General features: G+C 65.3%; 14 protein-coding genes and 3 tRNA genes. 13 read left to right on the forward strand and 4 right to left on the reverse strand.

The window, feature by feature from the left end; translation table 11 throughout:
• Window positions 1-85 precede the first annotated feature (85 nt).
• The 3 genes from RCJ92_RS01410 to pepN form a co-directional block, all read right to left on the reverse strand.
• Complete coding sequence (locus RCJ92_RS01410) at window positions 86-586, reverse strand: globin (RefSeq protein WP_343832900.1); 501 nt, start codon at window positions 584-586, stop codon at window positions 86-88.
• 2 nt (window positions 587-588) lie between these two features.
• A complete protein-coding gene (locus RCJ92_RS01415; RefSeq protein ID WP_138177736.1) occupies window positions 589-1068 on the reverse strand; it encodes an OsmC family protein in 480 nt (159 codons plus the stop codon).
• 91 nt (window positions 1069-1159) lie between these two features.
• On the reverse strand, window positions 1160-3706 hold the full coding sequence (gene pepN / locus RCJ92_RS01420; protein ID WP_446753553.1) for an aminopeptidase N: 2547 nt from the start codon (window positions 3704-3706) through the stop codon (window positions 1160-1162).
• A gap of 330 nt (window positions 3707-4036) precedes the next feature.
• On the opposite strand from pepN, the gene RCJ92_RS01425 reads away from it, so the two are divergent.
• The 11 genes from RCJ92_RS01425 to RCJ92_RS01475 all read left to right on the forward strand — a co-directional run bounded on the left by RCJ92_RS01425 (window position 4037) and on the right by RCJ92_RS01475 (window position 12945).
• Complete coding sequence (locus RCJ92_RS01425; RefSeq protein WP_138177734.1) at window positions 4037-4510, forward strand: ribose-5-phosphate isomerase; 474 nt, start codon at window positions 4037-4039, stop codon at window positions 4508-4510.
• 2 nt (window positions 4511-4512) lie between these two features.
• On the forward strand, window positions 4513-5493 hold the full coding sequence (locus RCJ92_RS01430) for an Fpg/Nei family DNA glycosylase (protein WP_446753547.1): 981 nt from the start codon (window positions 4513-4515) through the stop codon (window positions 5491-5493).
• Between the two features lie 139 nt (window positions 5494-5632).
• Window positions 5633-5706 (forward strand) — tRNA-Gly (locus tag RCJ92_RS01435).
• Between the two features lie 351 nt (window positions 5707-6057).
• Window positions 6058-6132, forward strand: a tRNA-Pro gene (locus tag RCJ92_RS01440).
• Window positions 6133-6292: 160 nt separating this feature from the next.
• Window positions 6293-6367: transfer RNA gene (locus RCJ92_RS01445), tRNA-Pro, on the forward strand.
• Between the two features lie 91 nt (window positions 6368-6458).
• Window positions 6459-7820, forward strand: coding sequence for a trigger factor (tig, locus tag RCJ92_RS01450; RefSeq protein WP_138177719.1), 1362 nt, complete (start codon window positions 6459-6461; stop codon window positions 7818-7820).
• Between the two features lie 368 nt (window positions 7821-8188).
• The gene (locus RCJ92_RS01455; RefSeq protein ID WP_054821410.1) at window positions 8189-8788 is read left to right on the forward strand and encodes an ATP-dependent Clp protease proteolytic subunit; all 600 of its coding nucleotides are present in this window, start codon (window positions 8189-8191) and stop codon (window positions 8786-8788) included.
• Between the two features lie 46 nt (window positions 8789-8834).
• On the forward strand, window positions 8835-9491 hold the full coding sequence (locus RCJ92_RS01460; protein WP_138177717.1) for an ATP-dependent Clp protease proteolytic subunit: 657 nt from the start codon (window positions 8835-8837) through the stop codon (window positions 9489-9491).
• Between the two features lie 178 nt (window positions 9492-9669).
• Window positions 9670-10962, forward strand: a complete 1293-nt coding sequence (clpX, locus tag RCJ92_RS01465; protein ID WP_138177715.1) for an ATP-dependent Clp protease ATP-binding subunit ClpX — start codon at window positions 9670-9672, stop codon at window positions 10960-10962.
• A 99-nt stretch (window positions 10963-11061) separates the two neighbouring features.
• Window positions 11062-11673 (forward strand): mycothiol-dependent nitroreductase Rv2466c family protein, encoded by a 612-nt coding sequence (locus RCJ92_RS01470; RefSeq protein WP_421013733.1) that lies wholly within the window; start codon window positions 11062-11064, stop codon window positions 11671-11673.
• A 90-nt stretch (window positions 11674-11763) separates the two neighbouring features.
• Window positions 11764-12945, forward strand: coding sequence for a hypothetical protein (locus RCJ92_RS01475; RefSeq protein ID WP_446753548.1), 1182 nt, complete (start codon window positions 11764-11766; stop codon window positions 12943-12945).
• A gap of 117 nt (window positions 12946-13062) precedes the next feature.
• Here RCJ92_RS01475 and valS read toward each other — a convergent pair whose 3' ends face one another.
• The gene (valS, locus tag RCJ92_RS01480; protein ID WP_446753549.1) at window positions 13063-15690 is read right to left on the reverse strand and encodes a valine--tRNA ligase; all 2628 of its coding nucleotides are present in this window, start codon (window positions 15688-15690) and stop codon (window positions 13063-13065) included.
• A gap of 131 nt (window positions 15691-15821) precedes the next feature.
• On the opposite strand from valS, the gene RCJ92_RS01485 reads away from it, so the two are divergent.
• The gene (locus RCJ92_RS01485; protein WP_446753550.1) at window positions 15822-16607 is read left to right on the forward strand and encodes an SDR family oxidoreductase; all 786 of its coding nucleotides are present in this window, start codon (window positions 15822-15824) and stop codon (window positions 16605-16607) included.
• Window positions 16604-16990 (forward strand): sirohydrochlorin chelatase (locus RCJ92_RS01490; protein WP_446753551.1); only part of this gene is annotated, 387 nt, incomplete at its 3' end. The genes RCJ92_RS01485 and RCJ92_RS01490, both read left to right, overlap by 4 nt.

A 16990-nucleotide genomic window follows, 5' to 3' on the forward strand; every position in this document is an offset into this window, starting at 1 on the left:
CGAGGGCCCAGCAGGCCAAAGGCCTGCGGCGATCACTTCGCTGCAGGCCTTGGGTTTGGTGCCGTTGAAGCCGGACCGTGGCGACTCAGTCGGGCTGGTTCACCAGCGAATGTGCGGCGCGCTCGAAGTAGTCGCGCAGCGTTTCGGCGTGCAGCATCGGCAGTTCCAACTGGTCGATGGCCTTGTTCATGTGCCCGAGCCACACGTCGCGGTAGTGCGAGTCGATGTGGAATGGCACGTGGCGCATCCGCAGCCGCGGGTGCCCGCGGTGCTCCGAATAGGTCTTGGGCCCGCCCCAGTACTGTTCCAGGAACAGCTGCAGGCGGATCTGCGCCGGGTACAGGTCCTGTTCGGGGTACATGCGCCGGAAGTCCGCGTCCTCTGCCACCGAGGCGTAGAACAGCCGGGTGAGCTCGGCGAAGACCGGGCGGCCCCCGACCTCCTCGTAGAAGGTTCCACCGTATTCGGCGGCGTCCACCGGCTCGGTGGCCAGGTCCAGGAACTCCTGGGACGACGGGCCGGTCACCACCGGGTTGTTGAACGGGTTGTTCACCACGCGGGGCGTCAACGGGTTGGCTTCGCTCATGTCTACTTTCCTGATGAGGGGATGACTGGTTCGTGGTGCACGGTGAAGTTCACCGAGCGGGCGATGAAGCAGACCTTGTTGGCCTGCGCGTGCAGGGCATCGGCCAGTTCGCGCTGTGATTCATCCTGCAGCCCCACCGCGGGGCGCAGGGTGACTTCCGTGAACTGCCCGCTGCCGTCGTAGTTCAGTTTCAGGGTGCCGCTGGCATGGTCCGCGTAGCTGGTGACCACCAGTGAATGCTTGACCGCCATGTGCAGGTAGGAGAGCATGTGGCACTGGCTCAGGGCCGCCAGCAGCAGCTGTTCCGGGTTCCAGCGCTGCGCGTCCCCGTGGAATGTGGGATCCGCGGTGCCGGCGATATCGGGCAGCCCGGCGGCGCTGATGATGTGCTCGCGACCGTAGCTGCGGTACCCGGTGGTGCCTTCGCCGCGGTTACCAGTCCAGCGCATGGAAATCTGGTAGTTGTGTCGCGAAAGGTCCATGGCCCGATTCTCCCATGGTTCGCCCGCAAACGGGTATGGCGTGGTCCACAGCCGGCGGCCGTGGACCACGCCATGGGCGCCGCCCGGGGGATCAGGCCTGGTCGGCCTGCCGGGCGTGCAGGGCGCGGACGATGTCGGCGCGGCTTTCCAGCAGCAGGCGGCGCAGGGCCGGGTGCTGTTCGCCCAGCTCCTGCAGGAACTGGTCGGTGCGCTCGATGGTGGCCTGTGAGACCTCCTGCGACGGGTAGAGCCCCACCACGATCTGCTTGGCCATCTCATGGGACAGGCCGGTCCACTTCTTTAGGATCGAGGCGAAGTAGCGCTCGGCGTAGCCGGAAATCAGCTGCGGGTCATGAACCATGTTGAAGCCGGCAATCACCGCGCCGTGGTTGTCGTTGGACAGCGTTCCGGACAGGATCTGCTCGAACGCCTCCGCCTTCGCCTCGGCGGTGGGCCGGGCCGCCTGGGCGGTGTACCAGCTGGACTTGCCCTTGGCGGTTGAGTCGCTGCCCAGGGCGGCCTGCAGCTGCTGCGGGCTCTGGCGTCCACCGGCGGACAGGGCGCTGATCAGCGACCAGCGCAGGTCGGTGTCCACCTCCAGCCCCGGCAGGCCCGCTGAACCCTCCAGCAGCGCGGCCACGGCATCCAGCTGGGCTTCGGTGCGGGCGCGCTTGGCGTAGGCCAGGGTGAACTGCAGTTGCGCGTCGGAGCCCGGCTCGGCGTTGCCGGCCAGCTCCCACAGCCGGTCTGCGGCGTCGATGCCCGACTGTTCGCGTGCCTGTTCGTTCACGTAGAAGTCCAATGCGGTGTTCAGCTGGCGCAGCAGCACCATGATCACCGAGGAGTCCACCTCGTGGCCGATGTTGTTCAGCAGCAGCTGCACATAGGTGCTGGCCGGGGCCTCGGCATCGCGCACCGCATCCCAGGCGGCACTCCAGACCAGGGTGCGCGGCAGGGACTCGGTGAAGTCCTTCAGGTGCTTCGTGGCGGTGGCCAGGGAACGCTCGTCGAGACGGATCTTCGCGTAGGTCAGGTCGTCGTCGTTGAGCAGCACGAGGTCCGGACGCTGCAGTCCCACCAGTGCGGGCACCGGGGTGCTTTCGCCGGTGACATCCAGTTCCTCGCGGTGGGTGCGCACCAGCTGGCCGGAGTCATTCAGGCTGTAGAAGCCCACGGCCAGACGGTGGTCGCGGATCGTGGGGTAGTCGGTGACCGCGCTCTGCCGGATGCTGAAGTCGGTGATGGTTCCGTTCTCATCGGCCTCGATGGCGGCGGTGAGCGTGTTGACCCCGGCGGTTTCCAGCCACTGGCCGGACCAGTTGCTCAGGTCGCGGCCGGAGGCTGTCTCCAGTTCCCGCAGCAGGTCCGGCAGTTCGGTGTTCTGCCAGGCGTGCTTGGCGAAGTAGCTGCGCACCCCGGCCATGAACTCCTCCTGGCCCACGAAGGCGACCAGCTGGCGCAGCACGGAGGCGCCCTTGGCGTAGGTGATGCCATCGAAGTTGACCTCCACGTCGGCCAGGTCCCGCATCTCGGCGACCACCGGGTGGGTGGAGGGCAGCTGATCCTGGCGGTAGGCCCAGTTCTTCTCCAACATGTTGAAGGTGGTCCAGGAGCTGGTGAATTCCGTGTTTTCCGCCGCAGCCAGGGTGGACATGAACTCCGCGAAGGACTCGTTCAGCCACAAGTCGTTCCACCACTTCATGGTGACCAGGTCGCCGAACCACATGTGCGCCAGCTCGTGCAGGATGGTGATGGCCCGGCGTTCGACCATGGCGTGGGTAGGACGTGAGCGGAAGACGTAGTCTTCCAGGAAGGTGACCGCCCCGGCGTTTTCCATGGCTCCGGCATTGAACTCCGGGACGAAGAGCTGGTCGTATTTCACGAAGGGGTAGGGCACGGCGAAGTTCTTCTCGAAGAACTCAAAGCCCTGCTTGGTGACGGTGATGATGTTCTCGAAATCCAGGTATTCCATCATCGAGGAGCGGGCGAACACGCCCAATTCAATGGTCCGCCCATCCCGGGAAACCAGCGAGTCGCGCTGCACCTGGTACGGTCCGGCGATCAGCGCGGTGATGTAGCAGGAAATGCGCTGGGTGGGGGAGAAGTCCCATCGGGCCTTGCCCTCCTGCAGCATTTGCGGATGCGGGGTGGGGGAGTTGGAGACCACGTTCCAGTGCTTCGGGGCGGTGACGGAAAACTGGAAACTGGCCTTCAAGTCCGGCTGCTCGAAGACGGCGAACATGCGCCGTGAGTCGGCCACCTCGAACTGGGTGTACAGGTAAACCTCGTCATCCACCGGATCCACGAAACGGTGCAGGCCCTCACCGGTGTTCATATACAGCGCATCAGCGTCGATCACCAGGGTGTTTTCCGCCGCCAGGTGCGGCAGCTGGATGCGCACGCCGTCGCTGACCTCGGAGGGATCCAGTTCGGTACCGTTCAGGGTGACCGAGCGGACGGTGTCGGTGACCGCGTCGATGAAGCTTGAAGCGCCTGCGGTAGCGGTGAAGCGCACTGTGGTGCGTGAGCCGAAGACCCGCTCACCCTTGGTCAGGTCCAGCTCCACCTCGTAGCTTTCAACTCGCAGCGTGTTGGCGCGTTCGATGGCCTCGTCACGGGTCAGGTTCATTCCGGGCATATGCATTCGCTCCGCATCCATGCGGCTCGTGCGCCGCATTAGGGAAATCTGAAATATCTATTGAACAACTAGTCCCTATTCTGCCACTGCGGCAAGGGGGTGGCGCAAGTCATTTGGCGGATATTTCCGCTTCCGCCGGCCCCGCCCCGATCGATCGGGGAAGGCGCGGTCGGCGGGGGAGTCTGCGCGAAGACGCTACACAATGCGCGAACCCCAGCGCCGGTGGATAAGCTGGAGTGGTGCCCGCCGCCAATGACGGCAGCGGCCACAGAAGACCTCCGCCCCCGGGGCAAAATGTCATCAAAGCAAAAACACGAAGAGGGACAACCTATGCGCGTGCACATCGCCACCGACCACGCCGGCCTGGAACTGAGCGACCATCTGGTCAAGCACCTGACCGCCAAGGGCTACGAGATGGTCAACCATGGACCGAGCTCCTACGATCCGGAAGATGACTACCCTGCCTTTTGCATCAACGCGGCCCGCGCGGTGATCAATGACCAGCGGGCCGGGGTTGAGGCGCTGGGAATCGTGCTGGGTGGTTCGGGCAACGGCGAGCAGATCGCCGCGAACAAGGTCGAAGGGGTGCGCGCGGCCCTGGCCTGGAACCTGGACACTGCTCAATTGGCGCGTCAGCACAATGACGCCAACGTGGTCGCCGTAGGCGGCCGCCAGCACTCGACGCAGGAAGCGACCGCCATCATCGAGGCCTTCCTGGCCGAACCGTTCAGCGGTGCCGAGCGCCACAGCCGGCGCATCGGCAAGATCGCCACCTATGAAACCACCGGCGAGGTCATCGACTAGCCGTGCCGGAAGGACATTCACTGCACCGCCTGGCCCGCCAATTCGACGACGTCTTCGCCGGCCAGGCGGTTCAGGTTTCATCCCCGCAGGGACGGTTCGCCGCCGACGCCGAACGCATCAGCGGCCAGCAGCTGGAACGTGCGTGGGCCAAGGGCAAGCAACTGTTCTGCCAGTTCTCCAACGACCTGTATCTGCGAATCCACCTTGGGCTCTACGGAGCCTTCGACTTTGGCGGGGACGAGTTCTTCCGCGGCGCCTCCTCCATCGGTGCGCCCCGGCGCATTGGCGAACGGGAAGTTGCCGCCGAGGCCAACGGGGAATACCTGGGCCCGCCCGAGCCGGTGGGCCAGGTGCGCGCCCGGATCGTCAGCGAGCACGGCTGGGCGGATCTGCGCGGCCCCAGCGCCTGCGAGGTGCTGGAGTGGGAACAGGTCCAGGTGCAACTGGACAAGCTCGGGCCGGACCCCCTGGCTGGAGCCGCGATCCGATTCAACCAGTCCAAGGGCAGGGACCTGGACGCCGACCCGCAGGCCGCACTGGAGGCCGGGTACCGCCAGTTCCGGCACAACCTGTCGGCCACCCGCACGCCCATCGGCCTGGTGCTGATGAACCAGGCGCTGATCTCCGGCGTCGGGAACATCTACCGCGCTGAGTCGCTCTACCGCTGCCGGATCAGCCCGCAGCTGCCGGCCAATGAGCTCTCCGCGCGGGCGGCCAAGAAGCTGTGGTGGGACATTGTGCAGATCATGCAGGACGGGGTGCGTGGCGGGAAAATCATCACCACCTGGCAGGAGGACCGCAACGAGCCGGGACCTCTGTGGCCCGATAACGCCTACTACGTCTACCAGCGTCAGGGGCAGGCCTGCCGGCGCTGCGGCACCGCCATCCGGCTCGAGGAGGTCGCGGGCCGCAAACTGTATTGGTGCACTCGCTGCCAGCGACCGCCGCGCAAGCGTCCAGCCGGCCCAGCCACTGGTCGGTGATCTGCGCGGTCAGCGGCTCGCGCGTGCCCTGCAGTGGGAAATGAGAGCCCTAGTCGGAACTGGATAACCCCGGATTTGCGCTAGTCAAGAAAAGTGTTCTAGACTGATTCCTGTTCGCGGCACCGCCGCTGCGGAATCTGGGGATGTAGCTTAATGGTAAAGCCTTAGTCTTCCAAACTAATGACGCGGGTTCGATTCCCGTCATCCCCTCCACCGACAGGATCCCGTTCACCCGGGGTCCTGTTTCTGTTTCCCCGCAAATCACGGTCTCTTCACGCTGCGTGTCGTGGTTATCACAGCCACTCGGTCAACGCCGGAGTCGCGGCAGGCCTGCAAGGGCCAGGAGTGGTAGGGATAATTTCCCCTGATTCCGCGGAATTTCGCCGGTAATTGGGGCAATGAACACGCTCAATCACAATCCGCCGCAGATTTTGTTTTCAGTTTCGCGCAGTGTAAATTTGTCTCTTGTGGCCAATCCCGGACAGCCTTCGCGGCACAGTTCGAAATGACCATGTGATTAGTGTCTTTATGTTCTGCCTTGGGTGGAACTCAAAGCCTACTGATCGGGGTGTAGCTCAGCTTGGCTAGAGCGCGCGCTTTGGGAGCGTGAGGTCGCAGGTTCAAATCCTGTCACCCCGACTCTGAACCGGATTAAAGCACTTGACCGTGCCGCCTCCGGGGCAGATGAGATCTAATTCGTTTAGTTCTTGTGATCAGCGGAAACTCAATAGGTTGCCGGAAGGAATCACAAACGATTAGTGGATCGAGTCTGACTGCGGTTAGACTTGTCACTGCTAATCGGGGTGTAGCTCAGCTTGGCTAGAGCGCGCGCTTTGGGAGCGTGAGGTCGCAGGTTCAAATCCTGTCACCCCGACTCTGTGTGAAGAACCCCGCAACAAGTATTTTGTTGCGGGGTTCTTTTGCAGATAAGACCTAATTCTTAGATAAATCAGGAGTACAACGCTGTGAAGAGCGCCGTCGAAAACCTCAACCCGACCCGGGTGAAGCTCACCGTTGAAGTTCCTTACGAGGAGCTCAAGCCCCGCGTGGACGAGGCCTACAAGACCATCGCACAGCAGATCCAGGTCCCCGGCTTCCGCAAGGGCAAGGTTCCGGCACGCCTGATCGATCAGCGCGTTGGCCGCGGCTACGTCATCGAGACCGCCGTGAACGAGGGCCTGAACGACTACTACCAGCAGGCCATGGTGGAGAACGAGCTGACCCCGCTCTCCCGTCCCGAGGTTGACATCACCGAACTGCCTTCCATCGAGAAGGAAGGCGAGGGCCAGCTGGTCTTCACCCTGGAAGTTGACATCCGCCCGGACGTGGAACTGCCCGACTACAAGGGCCTGGAAGTGTCCGTGGACGCCAAGGAAGTTGGCGACGAAGACGTTGACAAGGCCCTGGACGACCTGCGCGGTCGTTTCGGCACCCTGAAGGAAGTTGAAGAGCCGGCCGCCGCCGATTCCTTCGTGACCATCGACCTGGTGGCCACCGTCGAGGGCGAAGAAGTCGACAACGCCCAGGGCCTGTCCTACCAGGTGGGTTCCGGCAACATGCTTGAGGGCATGGACGAGGCCGTGACCGGCCTGTCCGCCGGTGAAGACGCCACCTTCGAAACCAAGCTGGCCGGCGGCGAGCACGCCGGCAAGGACGCCACCGTGAAGGTGACCGTCACCGCCGTGAAGCAGCGCGAGCTGCCGCAGGCCGACGACGACTTCGCCCAGCTGGCTTCCGAGTTCGACACCATCGCCGAACTGCGCGAGTCGCTGGCCAAGGACGCCGCCGAGGGCAAGGTCGTCGAGCAGGGCGTCGAGGCCCGCGAACTGGTGCTGGACAAGCTGCTGGAAATGGTCGAGGTTCCGGTTCCGGAGTCGGTCATCGAAGAGCAGGTTGCGCAGCACTTCGAGAACCCGAACGCCGAAGCGGACCACGACACCGAGGAGCACCGGGCCGAGGTGCGCGAGAACACCGAGCGTGCCTTCCGCAACGAGCTGGTGCTGGACGCCATCGCCGACGCCGAGGAAGTTGGCGTGGAGCAGTCCGAGCTGATCGACTACATCGTGCAGACCGCCGGTCAGTACGGCATGGATCCGAACCAGTTCGCCCAGATGCTCGACGGTGCCGGCCAGGTGCCGATGCTGATGGGTGAGGTGCGCCGCCGCAAGGCACTGGCCAAGGTGCTGGAGTACGCCGTGGTCACCGACTCGAACGGCGAGAAGGTCGACCTGACCTCCTTCGTGAAGCCTGCCGGTGAGGAAGAGGCCGCCGAGGCCCCGGCCGAGGAAACCGCCACCGAACAGGCCGCAGAGACCGACGCCAAGTAGTCCTGGTCTGTAGCCAACCGCAACGCCTTCGGGCTGCCCGCCACGCGCTGGGCAGCCCGGAGGCGTTTTGCGTTGCTGCCGCCGGGGACGGAGGGAATACCGTGGGGGAGTACCGGGTTGGGCTCAAATGTGAGAGGAATCCGCTGCCTGCACCACACCGCGCCCCGCCCCGGGGCTAATTGTGTGCTTCTTCCCCACCGGGCATGCGCCGTGAGCGAAACACGGGCATGAAACTCCCCAAGAGGCAGTTGAAGTCAGTAATCTCAAAGATAACCAGTCTCGTCGCGGGAGCCAGCCCGGCTCCCACGATCTGATCTCCACATTCGGAAGAGGTAGAGAACATGTCAAATGATTCGCGCACTCCCACGATGGCCAGCGTTGACCCGGCCCACCGTGAGGACTACATCTACAACCGCCTGCTCAAGGAACGCATCATCTGGCTTGGCTCCGAGGTGCGCGACGAGAACGCCAATGCCATCTGCTCGCAGCTGCTGCTGCTCTCGGCAGAGGACCCGGAAGCGGACATCTACCTCTACATCAACTCCCCGGGCGGTTCGATCACCGCGGGCATGGCCATCTACGACACCATGAAGTTCATCCCGAACGACGTGGTCACCGTGGCCACCGGCCTGGCCGCCTCGATGGGCCAGTTCCTGCTCTCCTCCGGCACCCCGGGCAAGCGCTACGCCACCCCGAACGCCCGCATTCTGATGCACCAGCCTTCGGGCGGCATCGGCGGCACCGCCTCGGACATCAAGATCCAGGCCGAACTGATCATGCACATGAAGAAGATCATGAGCGAGCTGACCGCCGAGCAGACCGGGCAGAGCCTGGACCAGATCCTGATCGACAACCAGCGCGACAAGTGGTTCACCGCGGAAGAAGGCCTGGAATACGGTTTCTTCGACAAGATCGCCCTGCACGCCGGCAGCGTCAGCGGTGGCGGCGGCGTGGGCAACGAATCCTAAAGCCAGCCCCTCGATTGAATTCACCAGATTTTTTGTAGGAGACACCATGCAGTTCAACCCTGAAGCCACCGCGGGGACAATGCCCGAGGCCCGTTACATCCTGCCGCAGTTCGAAGAGCGTACCCCGTACGGCTTCAAGCGCCAGGACCCGTACGCGAAGCTGTTCGAGGACCGCATCATCTTCCTGGGCGCCCAGGTCGATGACGCCTCGGCCGACGACGTCATGGCCCAGCTGCTCGTGCTGGAATCCATGGACCCGGAGCGCGACGTCACCCTGTACATCAACTCGCCCGGTGGTTCCTTCACCGCGATGACCGCGATCTACGACACGATCCAGTTCATCCGCCCCGAAGTGCAGACCGTGTGCCTGGGCCAGGCCGCCTCGGCCGCCGCAGTGCTGCTGGCCGCCGGCACCCCGGGCAAGCGTCTGGCGCTGCCCAACGCCCGTGTGCTGATCCACCAGCCGGCCATGGGCGGCGGGGAGCGCGGCACCGCGACCGACCTGCAGATCCAGGCCGAGGAAGTCATGCGCATGCGCGAATGGCTGGAGAACACCCTCTCCTCCCACACCGGTCAGGACACCGAGAAGGTCCGCAACGACATCGAGCGTGACCTGTTCATGACGGCCGATGAAGCCAAGACCTACGGCATTGTGGACGAGGTGCTCACCTCCCGCAAGCTCGCTCGCCAGGTCGGGCACTAGCAGCAAACCGGGTGGTGACCCGGGAATAAAGAAGTGAACGATGGCGGTTTACCGAGAGTAACCCCGAGCAGGCAGCGGGCACACGATCGGTAGACCGCCATCTTCAGCTAAAGCGTCGCCGTCCTGTCTTAGACTTAACTTTAGATCACGGTCCTCAACTTATAGGGAGAACAGCGCGATGGCACGAATGGGAGAAGGTTCGGACCTGCTGAAGTGTTCTTTCTGCGGAAAGAGCCAGAAGCAGGTCAAGAAGCTGATCGCAGGCCACGGTGTCTATATCTGCACCGAATGCATTGAGCTGTGCAACGAAATCATCGCCGAGGAGTTCGCCGAGGAACACACCAGCGAGGAATTTTCGCTGCCCAAGCCCCGGGAGATCTTCTCCTCCCTGGAGGAGTACGTCATCGGGCAGGAAGCCGCCAAGCGCGCCCTGTCCGTGGCCGTGTACAACCACTACAAGCGCATCCACGGCAACCAGGACAAGGCCCCCGTCGCGGCCCTGACCAACGATGACCCGCTCAGCGACGTCGAGGTCTCCAAATCCAACATCATGCTCATCGGCCCCACCGGCTGCGGCAAAACCTACCTGGCCCAGTCGCTGGCCAAGAAACTGAACGTCCCGTTCGCGGTCGCCGACGCGACCAGCCTGACCGAGGCCGGCTATGTCGGTGAGGATGTGGAGAACATCTTGCTCAAGCTCATCCAGGCCGCCGACTACGACGTGAAGAAGGCCGAAACCGGGATCATCTACATTGACGAGATCGACAAGATCTCGCGCAAGAGCGAAAACCCGTCCATCACCCGCGACGTTTCCGGGGAAGGCGTGCAGCAGGCACTGCTGAAGATCCTGGAGGGCACCGTCGCCGCCGTGCCGCCCCAGGGTGGACGCAAGCACCCGCACCAGGACTTCCTGCAGCTGGACACCACCAACATTCTGTTCATCGTCGCCGGCGCCTTCGCCGGGCTGGAGGAAATCATCTCCTCCCGCGCCGGACGCAAGGGCATCGGCTTCGGGGCGCCGCTGACCGCGCTGAAATCCGAAACCGCCTCCTACTCGGACGTGCGGCCCGAGGACCTGCTGAAGTTCGGGCTGATCCCCGAATTCATTGGCCGCCTGCCGGTGATCACCACCGTGGAACACCTGGACCGCGAGGCCCTGGTCCGGGTGCTGACCGAGCCGAAGAACGCGCTGGTCAAGCAGTACCAGAAGATGTTCCAAATGGACGGGGTGGCCCTCAGCTTCGAACAGCCGGCACTGGAGGCCATCGCCGAACTGGCGATCGAGCGGGAAACCGGTGCCCGCGGCCTGCGCGCCATCCTGGAGGAGACCCTGGCCTCGATCATGTTCGACCTGCCCAGCCTGGAGGACATCGGGGAAGTGGTCATCACCCGTGAGGTGGTGCTCGACGGCGCCGAACCGACCCTGGTTTCCGCCGCCGTCTCCGACAAGCGCGGCAAGAAGTCCGCCTAGGCCCGGCCGCCGGCTTTGCAGAACCGCAGCCGGCGTCGGCACCGCGGGAGATCGCAGTAGTACACAGAACGCAACGTCGAGAAGAAAGTGGGAATCACCATGGCCGAACGAGCCCAAGTAGGTTTCTGGTTCGATCCGATCTGCCCCTTCGCCTGGGCCACCAGCCGCTGGATGAAGGAAGTGGAAAAGGTTCGCGACGTGAACGTGACGTGGAACGTCATGAGCCTGTCCGTGCTGAACGAGGGACGCGACCTGGATGCGGACTACCGCAAGTCGATGGACAGCGCCTGGGCTCCGGTACGGGTGATCATTGCCGCCGCGGCCGAACACGGTGAGCAGTACAAGGACAAGCTGTACACCGCCATGGGCGAACTGATCCACTACGAAAAGGTTCAGGACCGCGAGGAAGTGGTCCGCCTGGCCCTGGAACGGGTGGGTCTTCCGGCCGAGCTGGCCGAGGCCGGTCAGAGCGATGCCCACGATGAGGCGCTGCGCGCCAGCCATGAGGCGGGCATCAACAAGGTGGGCCAGGACGTGGGCACCCCCATCGTGGAGGTCAACGGCACCGCGTTCTTCGGCCCGGTCATTACCCGGGTCCCCACCGGCGAGGACGCGGGCAAGTTGTTCGACGCCTCCGTGCAGCTGGCTTCCTTCCCGTACTTCTTCGAGATGAAGCGCACCCGCACCGAGAGCCCGGTCTTCGAGAACTAGGCATGACCCAACGAGAATGGCGACCACTAAGTGTGGTCGCTTTTCTCGTTTAGTCCCCTCCAGATCGTAGGCCACGTGAAAGGAAAATCAGTGGCACTAGCTAAGCAAGCTTCCCACGACGGCTCGATGCGGCTCCACCCCATACCCCGGGTGATCGCGGCGGTGCTGCTGATCCTGGGCCTGCTGGCCCTGCCCACCGGGATCATCAGTCATTGGGGCAAAACACAGCTGCTGGACACCCCCACCTTCAGTGCCGCCCTAGCCCCGCTGGCCCAGGATCCAGGGATCCAGCAACAGGTCACGGACGAAGCCACCGGCGCCATCATGGACCGGGTGGAATCTGTGGTGCACGACTCCCGGATCCCCGCCGATAGGCCGCCGAAGTGGCTCTCGACCCTGACCCAGCAGACCGGAACGGCGCTGGGGAATGCACTGGACACGGCCCTGGATGAGAAGGTTCAGCCGCTGGTGCATGAGGCGGTGCAGTCCGTGGTGCGTTCCGACGCGTTCGCCCGCGCCTGGGAGCAGGGTGTGCATCTGAGCCACACCCAGAGCCTGGCGGTGCTGCGTGAAGAAAGCTCCACGGTCAACCTGCAGGACTCCGGACGCCTGAGCATCAATCTGGGGGTGCTGGTTGATGCCGTGAAGACCGACCTGGAGCAGCGCGGGGTTTCCCTGGCCTCACTGATCCCGGACGTCGATCATGAGGTGGTGCTGCTGCACTACTCGGATTTGGGCCAGGCCAAGGGGTGGGTGGCGTTCTTTGACGCCACCGGCGGCTGGCTGCTGTGGGCGAGCCTGGGCCTGCTGGCTGCCGGGCTGCTGCTGAACTACCGTGCATTGCCGTTGACGGCGGCCACTGCCAGCCTGCTGCTGGCCGCGGTGGTCGCGCTGTCCGACTTCGTCCAGTCCTCCCTGGGCCGCTGGCTCGGCCAGGATGGGCAGGGCGGTGGCATCGTGCGCCAGGGGTACACGAACCTGGTGCAGCAGGAGCATTCGCTGCTGGTGGCGCTGGCGATCGGGGTGGGTGTGCTGGCGGTGGCCAGCCGCCTGCTCATCACCCCCGGGCCAGGAGCGGCACGGGATGCCGGTGCCCCAGCGGATGTGCGGCCACGGCTGCGCGAAGGCGTGGGCTACGGGACGATCCTGCTGATCGCGTTGTGGCTCTGCCTGGGATTCGCGGTGGCGCCGCCGGCACTGGCCGCCGTGGTGGTGCTGGCCGTGGTGGGCCTGCTCTCGCTGCGCCCGGCCCTGCGCGCCCTGGGCCGCTAAACCGTCCCGCCGGGAGCAGGCGCTGCGGGCTTCTGGGAAAACCGTGGCTCCGGAAGGATGACAAGCATCTTTCCGGAGCCACGGTTGTTTTTTGGGTGATCACCCTGCGCGGTGCACCTACTGGGCGGTGACGTCCTCGGCGGGAGCCAGTTCGACGTTCAGTACCTGCAGCTCCCCGTCGGACTCGATCAGCTGCAGGTCACGGGCGTTGCCGGCCGACTTCAGATCGGCGAATCCCGGACGCAGCTGGTCCAGCAGGCTGGCCGGGGCATGGATCTGTCCGGAGAGCACCTCGGTGCGCTGCTTGACCTTCGCATCGCTCTTTGCCTTGCGGATCCCGGACAGTGCCAGGCCCACGGTGGGCAGCACCGCGGTGTCCGCGCTCTGGCGCACCTGGGCCAGGTGCCCGGCGGTCGGCCAGGCGCTCTGGTGCACCGAACCGGTGCGCCACCAGCTCCAGACCTCCTCTGTGGCGAAGGGCAGGAACGGGGCGAACAGGCGCAGCACCGCATCCAGGGTGGTGGCCAGGGCGGCCAGCACGCTGGCCTGCTCGGCCTGCCCGTGCCCGCCGTAGGCGCGGTCCTTGATCAGTTCCACATAGTCGTCGGTGAACGACCAGAAGAACGACTCGGTGATGTCCAGGGCCCGGGCGTAGTCGTAGGACTCGAACGCGCGCTTGGTGTCCTCGATGACCACCGCCAGACGGGCCAGCAGCGAACGATCCAGCCCGTTGGTGATCACCGCGGCGTCATCGGTGAGAATGTTCGCCTCGGTGGCACCCAGGTTCAGCACGAACTTGGAGGCGTTCAGGATCTTGATGGCCAGACGGCGCCCGATCTTCATCTGGTTGATCTCATACGCAGTGTCGGCGCCGAGCCGGGCGCTGGCCGCCCAGTAGCGCACGGCATCCGCGCCGAACTTCTCCAGCACCTCGGTGGGAACCACCACGTTGCCCTTGGACTTGGACATCTTCTTGCGGTCCGGGTCCAGGATCCAGCCGGAAATCGCCGCGTGGCGCCATGGGGCGTCCCCGTGCAGCGCGTCGGCGCGCACCACCGTGGAGAACAGCCAGGTGCGGATGATGTCATGGCCCTGCGGGCGCAGGTCGTACGGGTAGACCTTGGAGAAGAAGGACTGGTCGGTGTTCCAGCGTCCGGCGATCTGCGGGGTCAGCGAGCTGGTGGCCCAGGTGTCCAGCACATCGGCGTCCCCGATGAAGCCGCCGGGCTGGTTGCGCTGGTCCTCGGTGTAGCCGGCCGGGGCCTCGGCCACCGGGTCCACCGGCAGCTGCTGGGCCTGCGGCAGCAGCGGCGCGTCGTAGTTCGGCTCGCCGTTCTCATCCAGCGGGTACCACACCGGGATCGGCACCCCGAAGAAGCGCTGGCGGGAGACCAGCCAGTCGCCGTTCAGGCCCGAGACCCAGTTCTCGTAGCGTGAGCGCATGAATGAGGGGTGGAAGTCGATCTGCTCGCCGCGGGCGATCATCGCCTTGCGTCGGTCCTCGTCGCGTCCGCCGTTGCGGATGTACCACTGGCGGGAGGAGACGATTTCCAGGGGCTTGTCGCCCTTTTCGAAGAAGTTCACCGGGCGGGTGACCTTCTTCGGCTCCCCGTCGAGCAGGTTCGCTTCCTGCAGCAGCTCAACCACGGTCTCCTTGGCGGAGAACACGGTCTTGCCGGCGATCTGGGCGTAGGCCTCGGCCCCGGCGGGGCTGGTGATCCACTCGGGGGTTTCGGCGATGATGCGTCCGTCGCGTCCCACGATGGCGCGGGTGGGCAGCTGCAGTTCACGCCACCAGGTCACGTCGGTCAGGTCACCGAAGGTGCAGACCATGGCGATGCCCGAGCCCTTGTCGGCCTGGGCCAGGGCGTGCGGGCGCACCTCGACCGGGACGCCGAACAGCGGGGAGGTGACGGTCTTGCCGAACAGGTGCTGGTAGCGCTCGTCCTCCGGGTGGGCGACCAGGGCGGCGCAGGCGGCCAGCAGTTCGGGGCGGGTGGTCTCGATGAAGACCTGCTCGCCGTCCTCGGTGGTGAACGGGTAGCGGTAGTAGGCGCCGGCGACCTCGCGGTCCTCCAGCTCGGCCTGGGCGACCGCGGTGCGGAAGGTGACGTCCCACAGGGTCGGGGCCTCGGCCATGTAGGCGTCCCCGGCGGAGAGGTTCTCCAAGAAGGCGCGCTGTGACACGGCCCGGGAGTTGTCATCGATGGTCCGGTAGGTCATCCGCCAGTCCACGGACAGGCCCAGGGTCGTGAACAACTGTTCGAAGACCTTCTCGTCCTCCACGGCCAGCTGCTCGCACAACTGGATGAAGTTCTTGCGGCTGACCACGTCCCAGTCGCGCTGGTTCTTCGCCGGCTTGGCCGGCGGCTGGTAGTCCTGGATGTAGGGCTTGGACGGGTCGCAGCGCACCCCGTAGTAGTTCTGGACGCGGCGCTCGGTGGGCAGGCCGTTGTCGTCCCAACCCAGCGGGTAGAACACGTTCTTCCCGCTCATCCGCTGGTAGCGGGCCACCACGTCGGTCTGGGTGTAGGAGAACATGTGGCCCACGTGCAGCGAACCGGAAGCGGTCGGCGGGGGAGTGTCGATGGAGTACACCGCCTCGCGGCTGGTGTCCTCATTGAAGTGATAGGTGCCCTCGGTGCGCCACCGGGACGAAAGACGTTCCTCCAGGCCTTCCAATGCGGGCTTGTCGGGAACTGAAACCGTGTTGGGCGTGTCTGTGCCCAAGTTTTCTTCTGCCATGTAAGCCATTGTTTCATGTTTCCTCGCCCGGGCGGGCATTGCGGCCCATGGGGTGGGACACCCGGCGGGCAGCGCGTAAGAGTCATTCACCCCGCTCGTGGTGGGCCGCCGCGCCGTTCTATTCTGGTGCCATGACCAACCATGAAAACTCCCCAGCCCCCGCCACCGAACGATCCGCCGTCGTCACCGGGGCTTCCAGCGGCATCGGCCAGGCCACCGTCAGGGCCCTGCGCCAGGAAGGATGGCGCGTCTACGCCATCGCCCGGCGCGCCGAGCGGCTGCAGAGCCTGGCCGCGGACACCGGGGCCATCGCGCTGGCCGGGGATGTCAGCGAGCAGCACAGCGTCGACGAGCTGACCTCCCGGATCCTTGCCGCCGGCGGGGTGGACACCGTCATCAACGTGGCCGGCGGGGCCCGCGGGGTCGACTACCTGGCCCAGGCCAAGGACGCGGACTGGGACTTCATGCTGCAGGTGAACGTGATGGGCACCATGCGCCTGACCCGGGCGCTGCTGCCGCACCTGCGCACCGTGCAGGGCACCGTTTTGAACCTGACCTCCACCGCCGCCCTGGCCAGCTACGAGGGCGGCAGCGGCTACAACGCGGCCAAGGCCGCCCAGCGGGCCCTGACCCAGGCGCTGCGCCTGGAGGAGGTCGAGCACGGGGTCCGGGTCATCGAGGTGCTGCCCGGGCTGGTGGCCACCGAGGAATTCTCGCTGCGCCGGCTGGGCAGCGAGCAGGCCGCCGAGCAGGTGTACGCCGGGGTGGCCGAACCACTGAGCGCGGCGGACGTGGCCGAGGTGATCCGCTACGCGGTCAGCCTGCCGCACCACGTGAACCTGGACGAGATTGTGATCCGCCCGCAGGCGCAGGCCGCCAACCACAAGCTGGTGCGCCGCCAGGAGCCGGGACAGTGACCGGCCCGCAGCCCGGCAGGGACCAGCCGGTGCGCCCGGTACACGTAGTGGCCGCCTCGCACGGCACGGACAACCCGCATGGGCAGGAGCAGATCAACCGGCTGCGCCAGCAGCTGGCCGAGCAGGCCGCCGGGCACCGCGCCCTGCGGGACCAGGGCGTGGAGCTCATCTGGCATGAGGCCTACGTCGACGTGCAGCATCCGCAGCTGCCCGAGGTCCTGAAAAGCCTGCCGGAGGGGGAAGCGGCCCTGGTGCTGCCGCTTCTGGTGGCCGATGGGGTGCACACCACCGAAGACATCGCCGGGGCGGTTGCCGGGCGGGCCAACACGGTGGCCGCCGCACCGCTGGGTGCCTTGCCGGCCCTGGCCGCGGTGCTCGCCAAC

This window comes from Glutamicibacter sp. BSL13 (assembly GCF_052928425.1).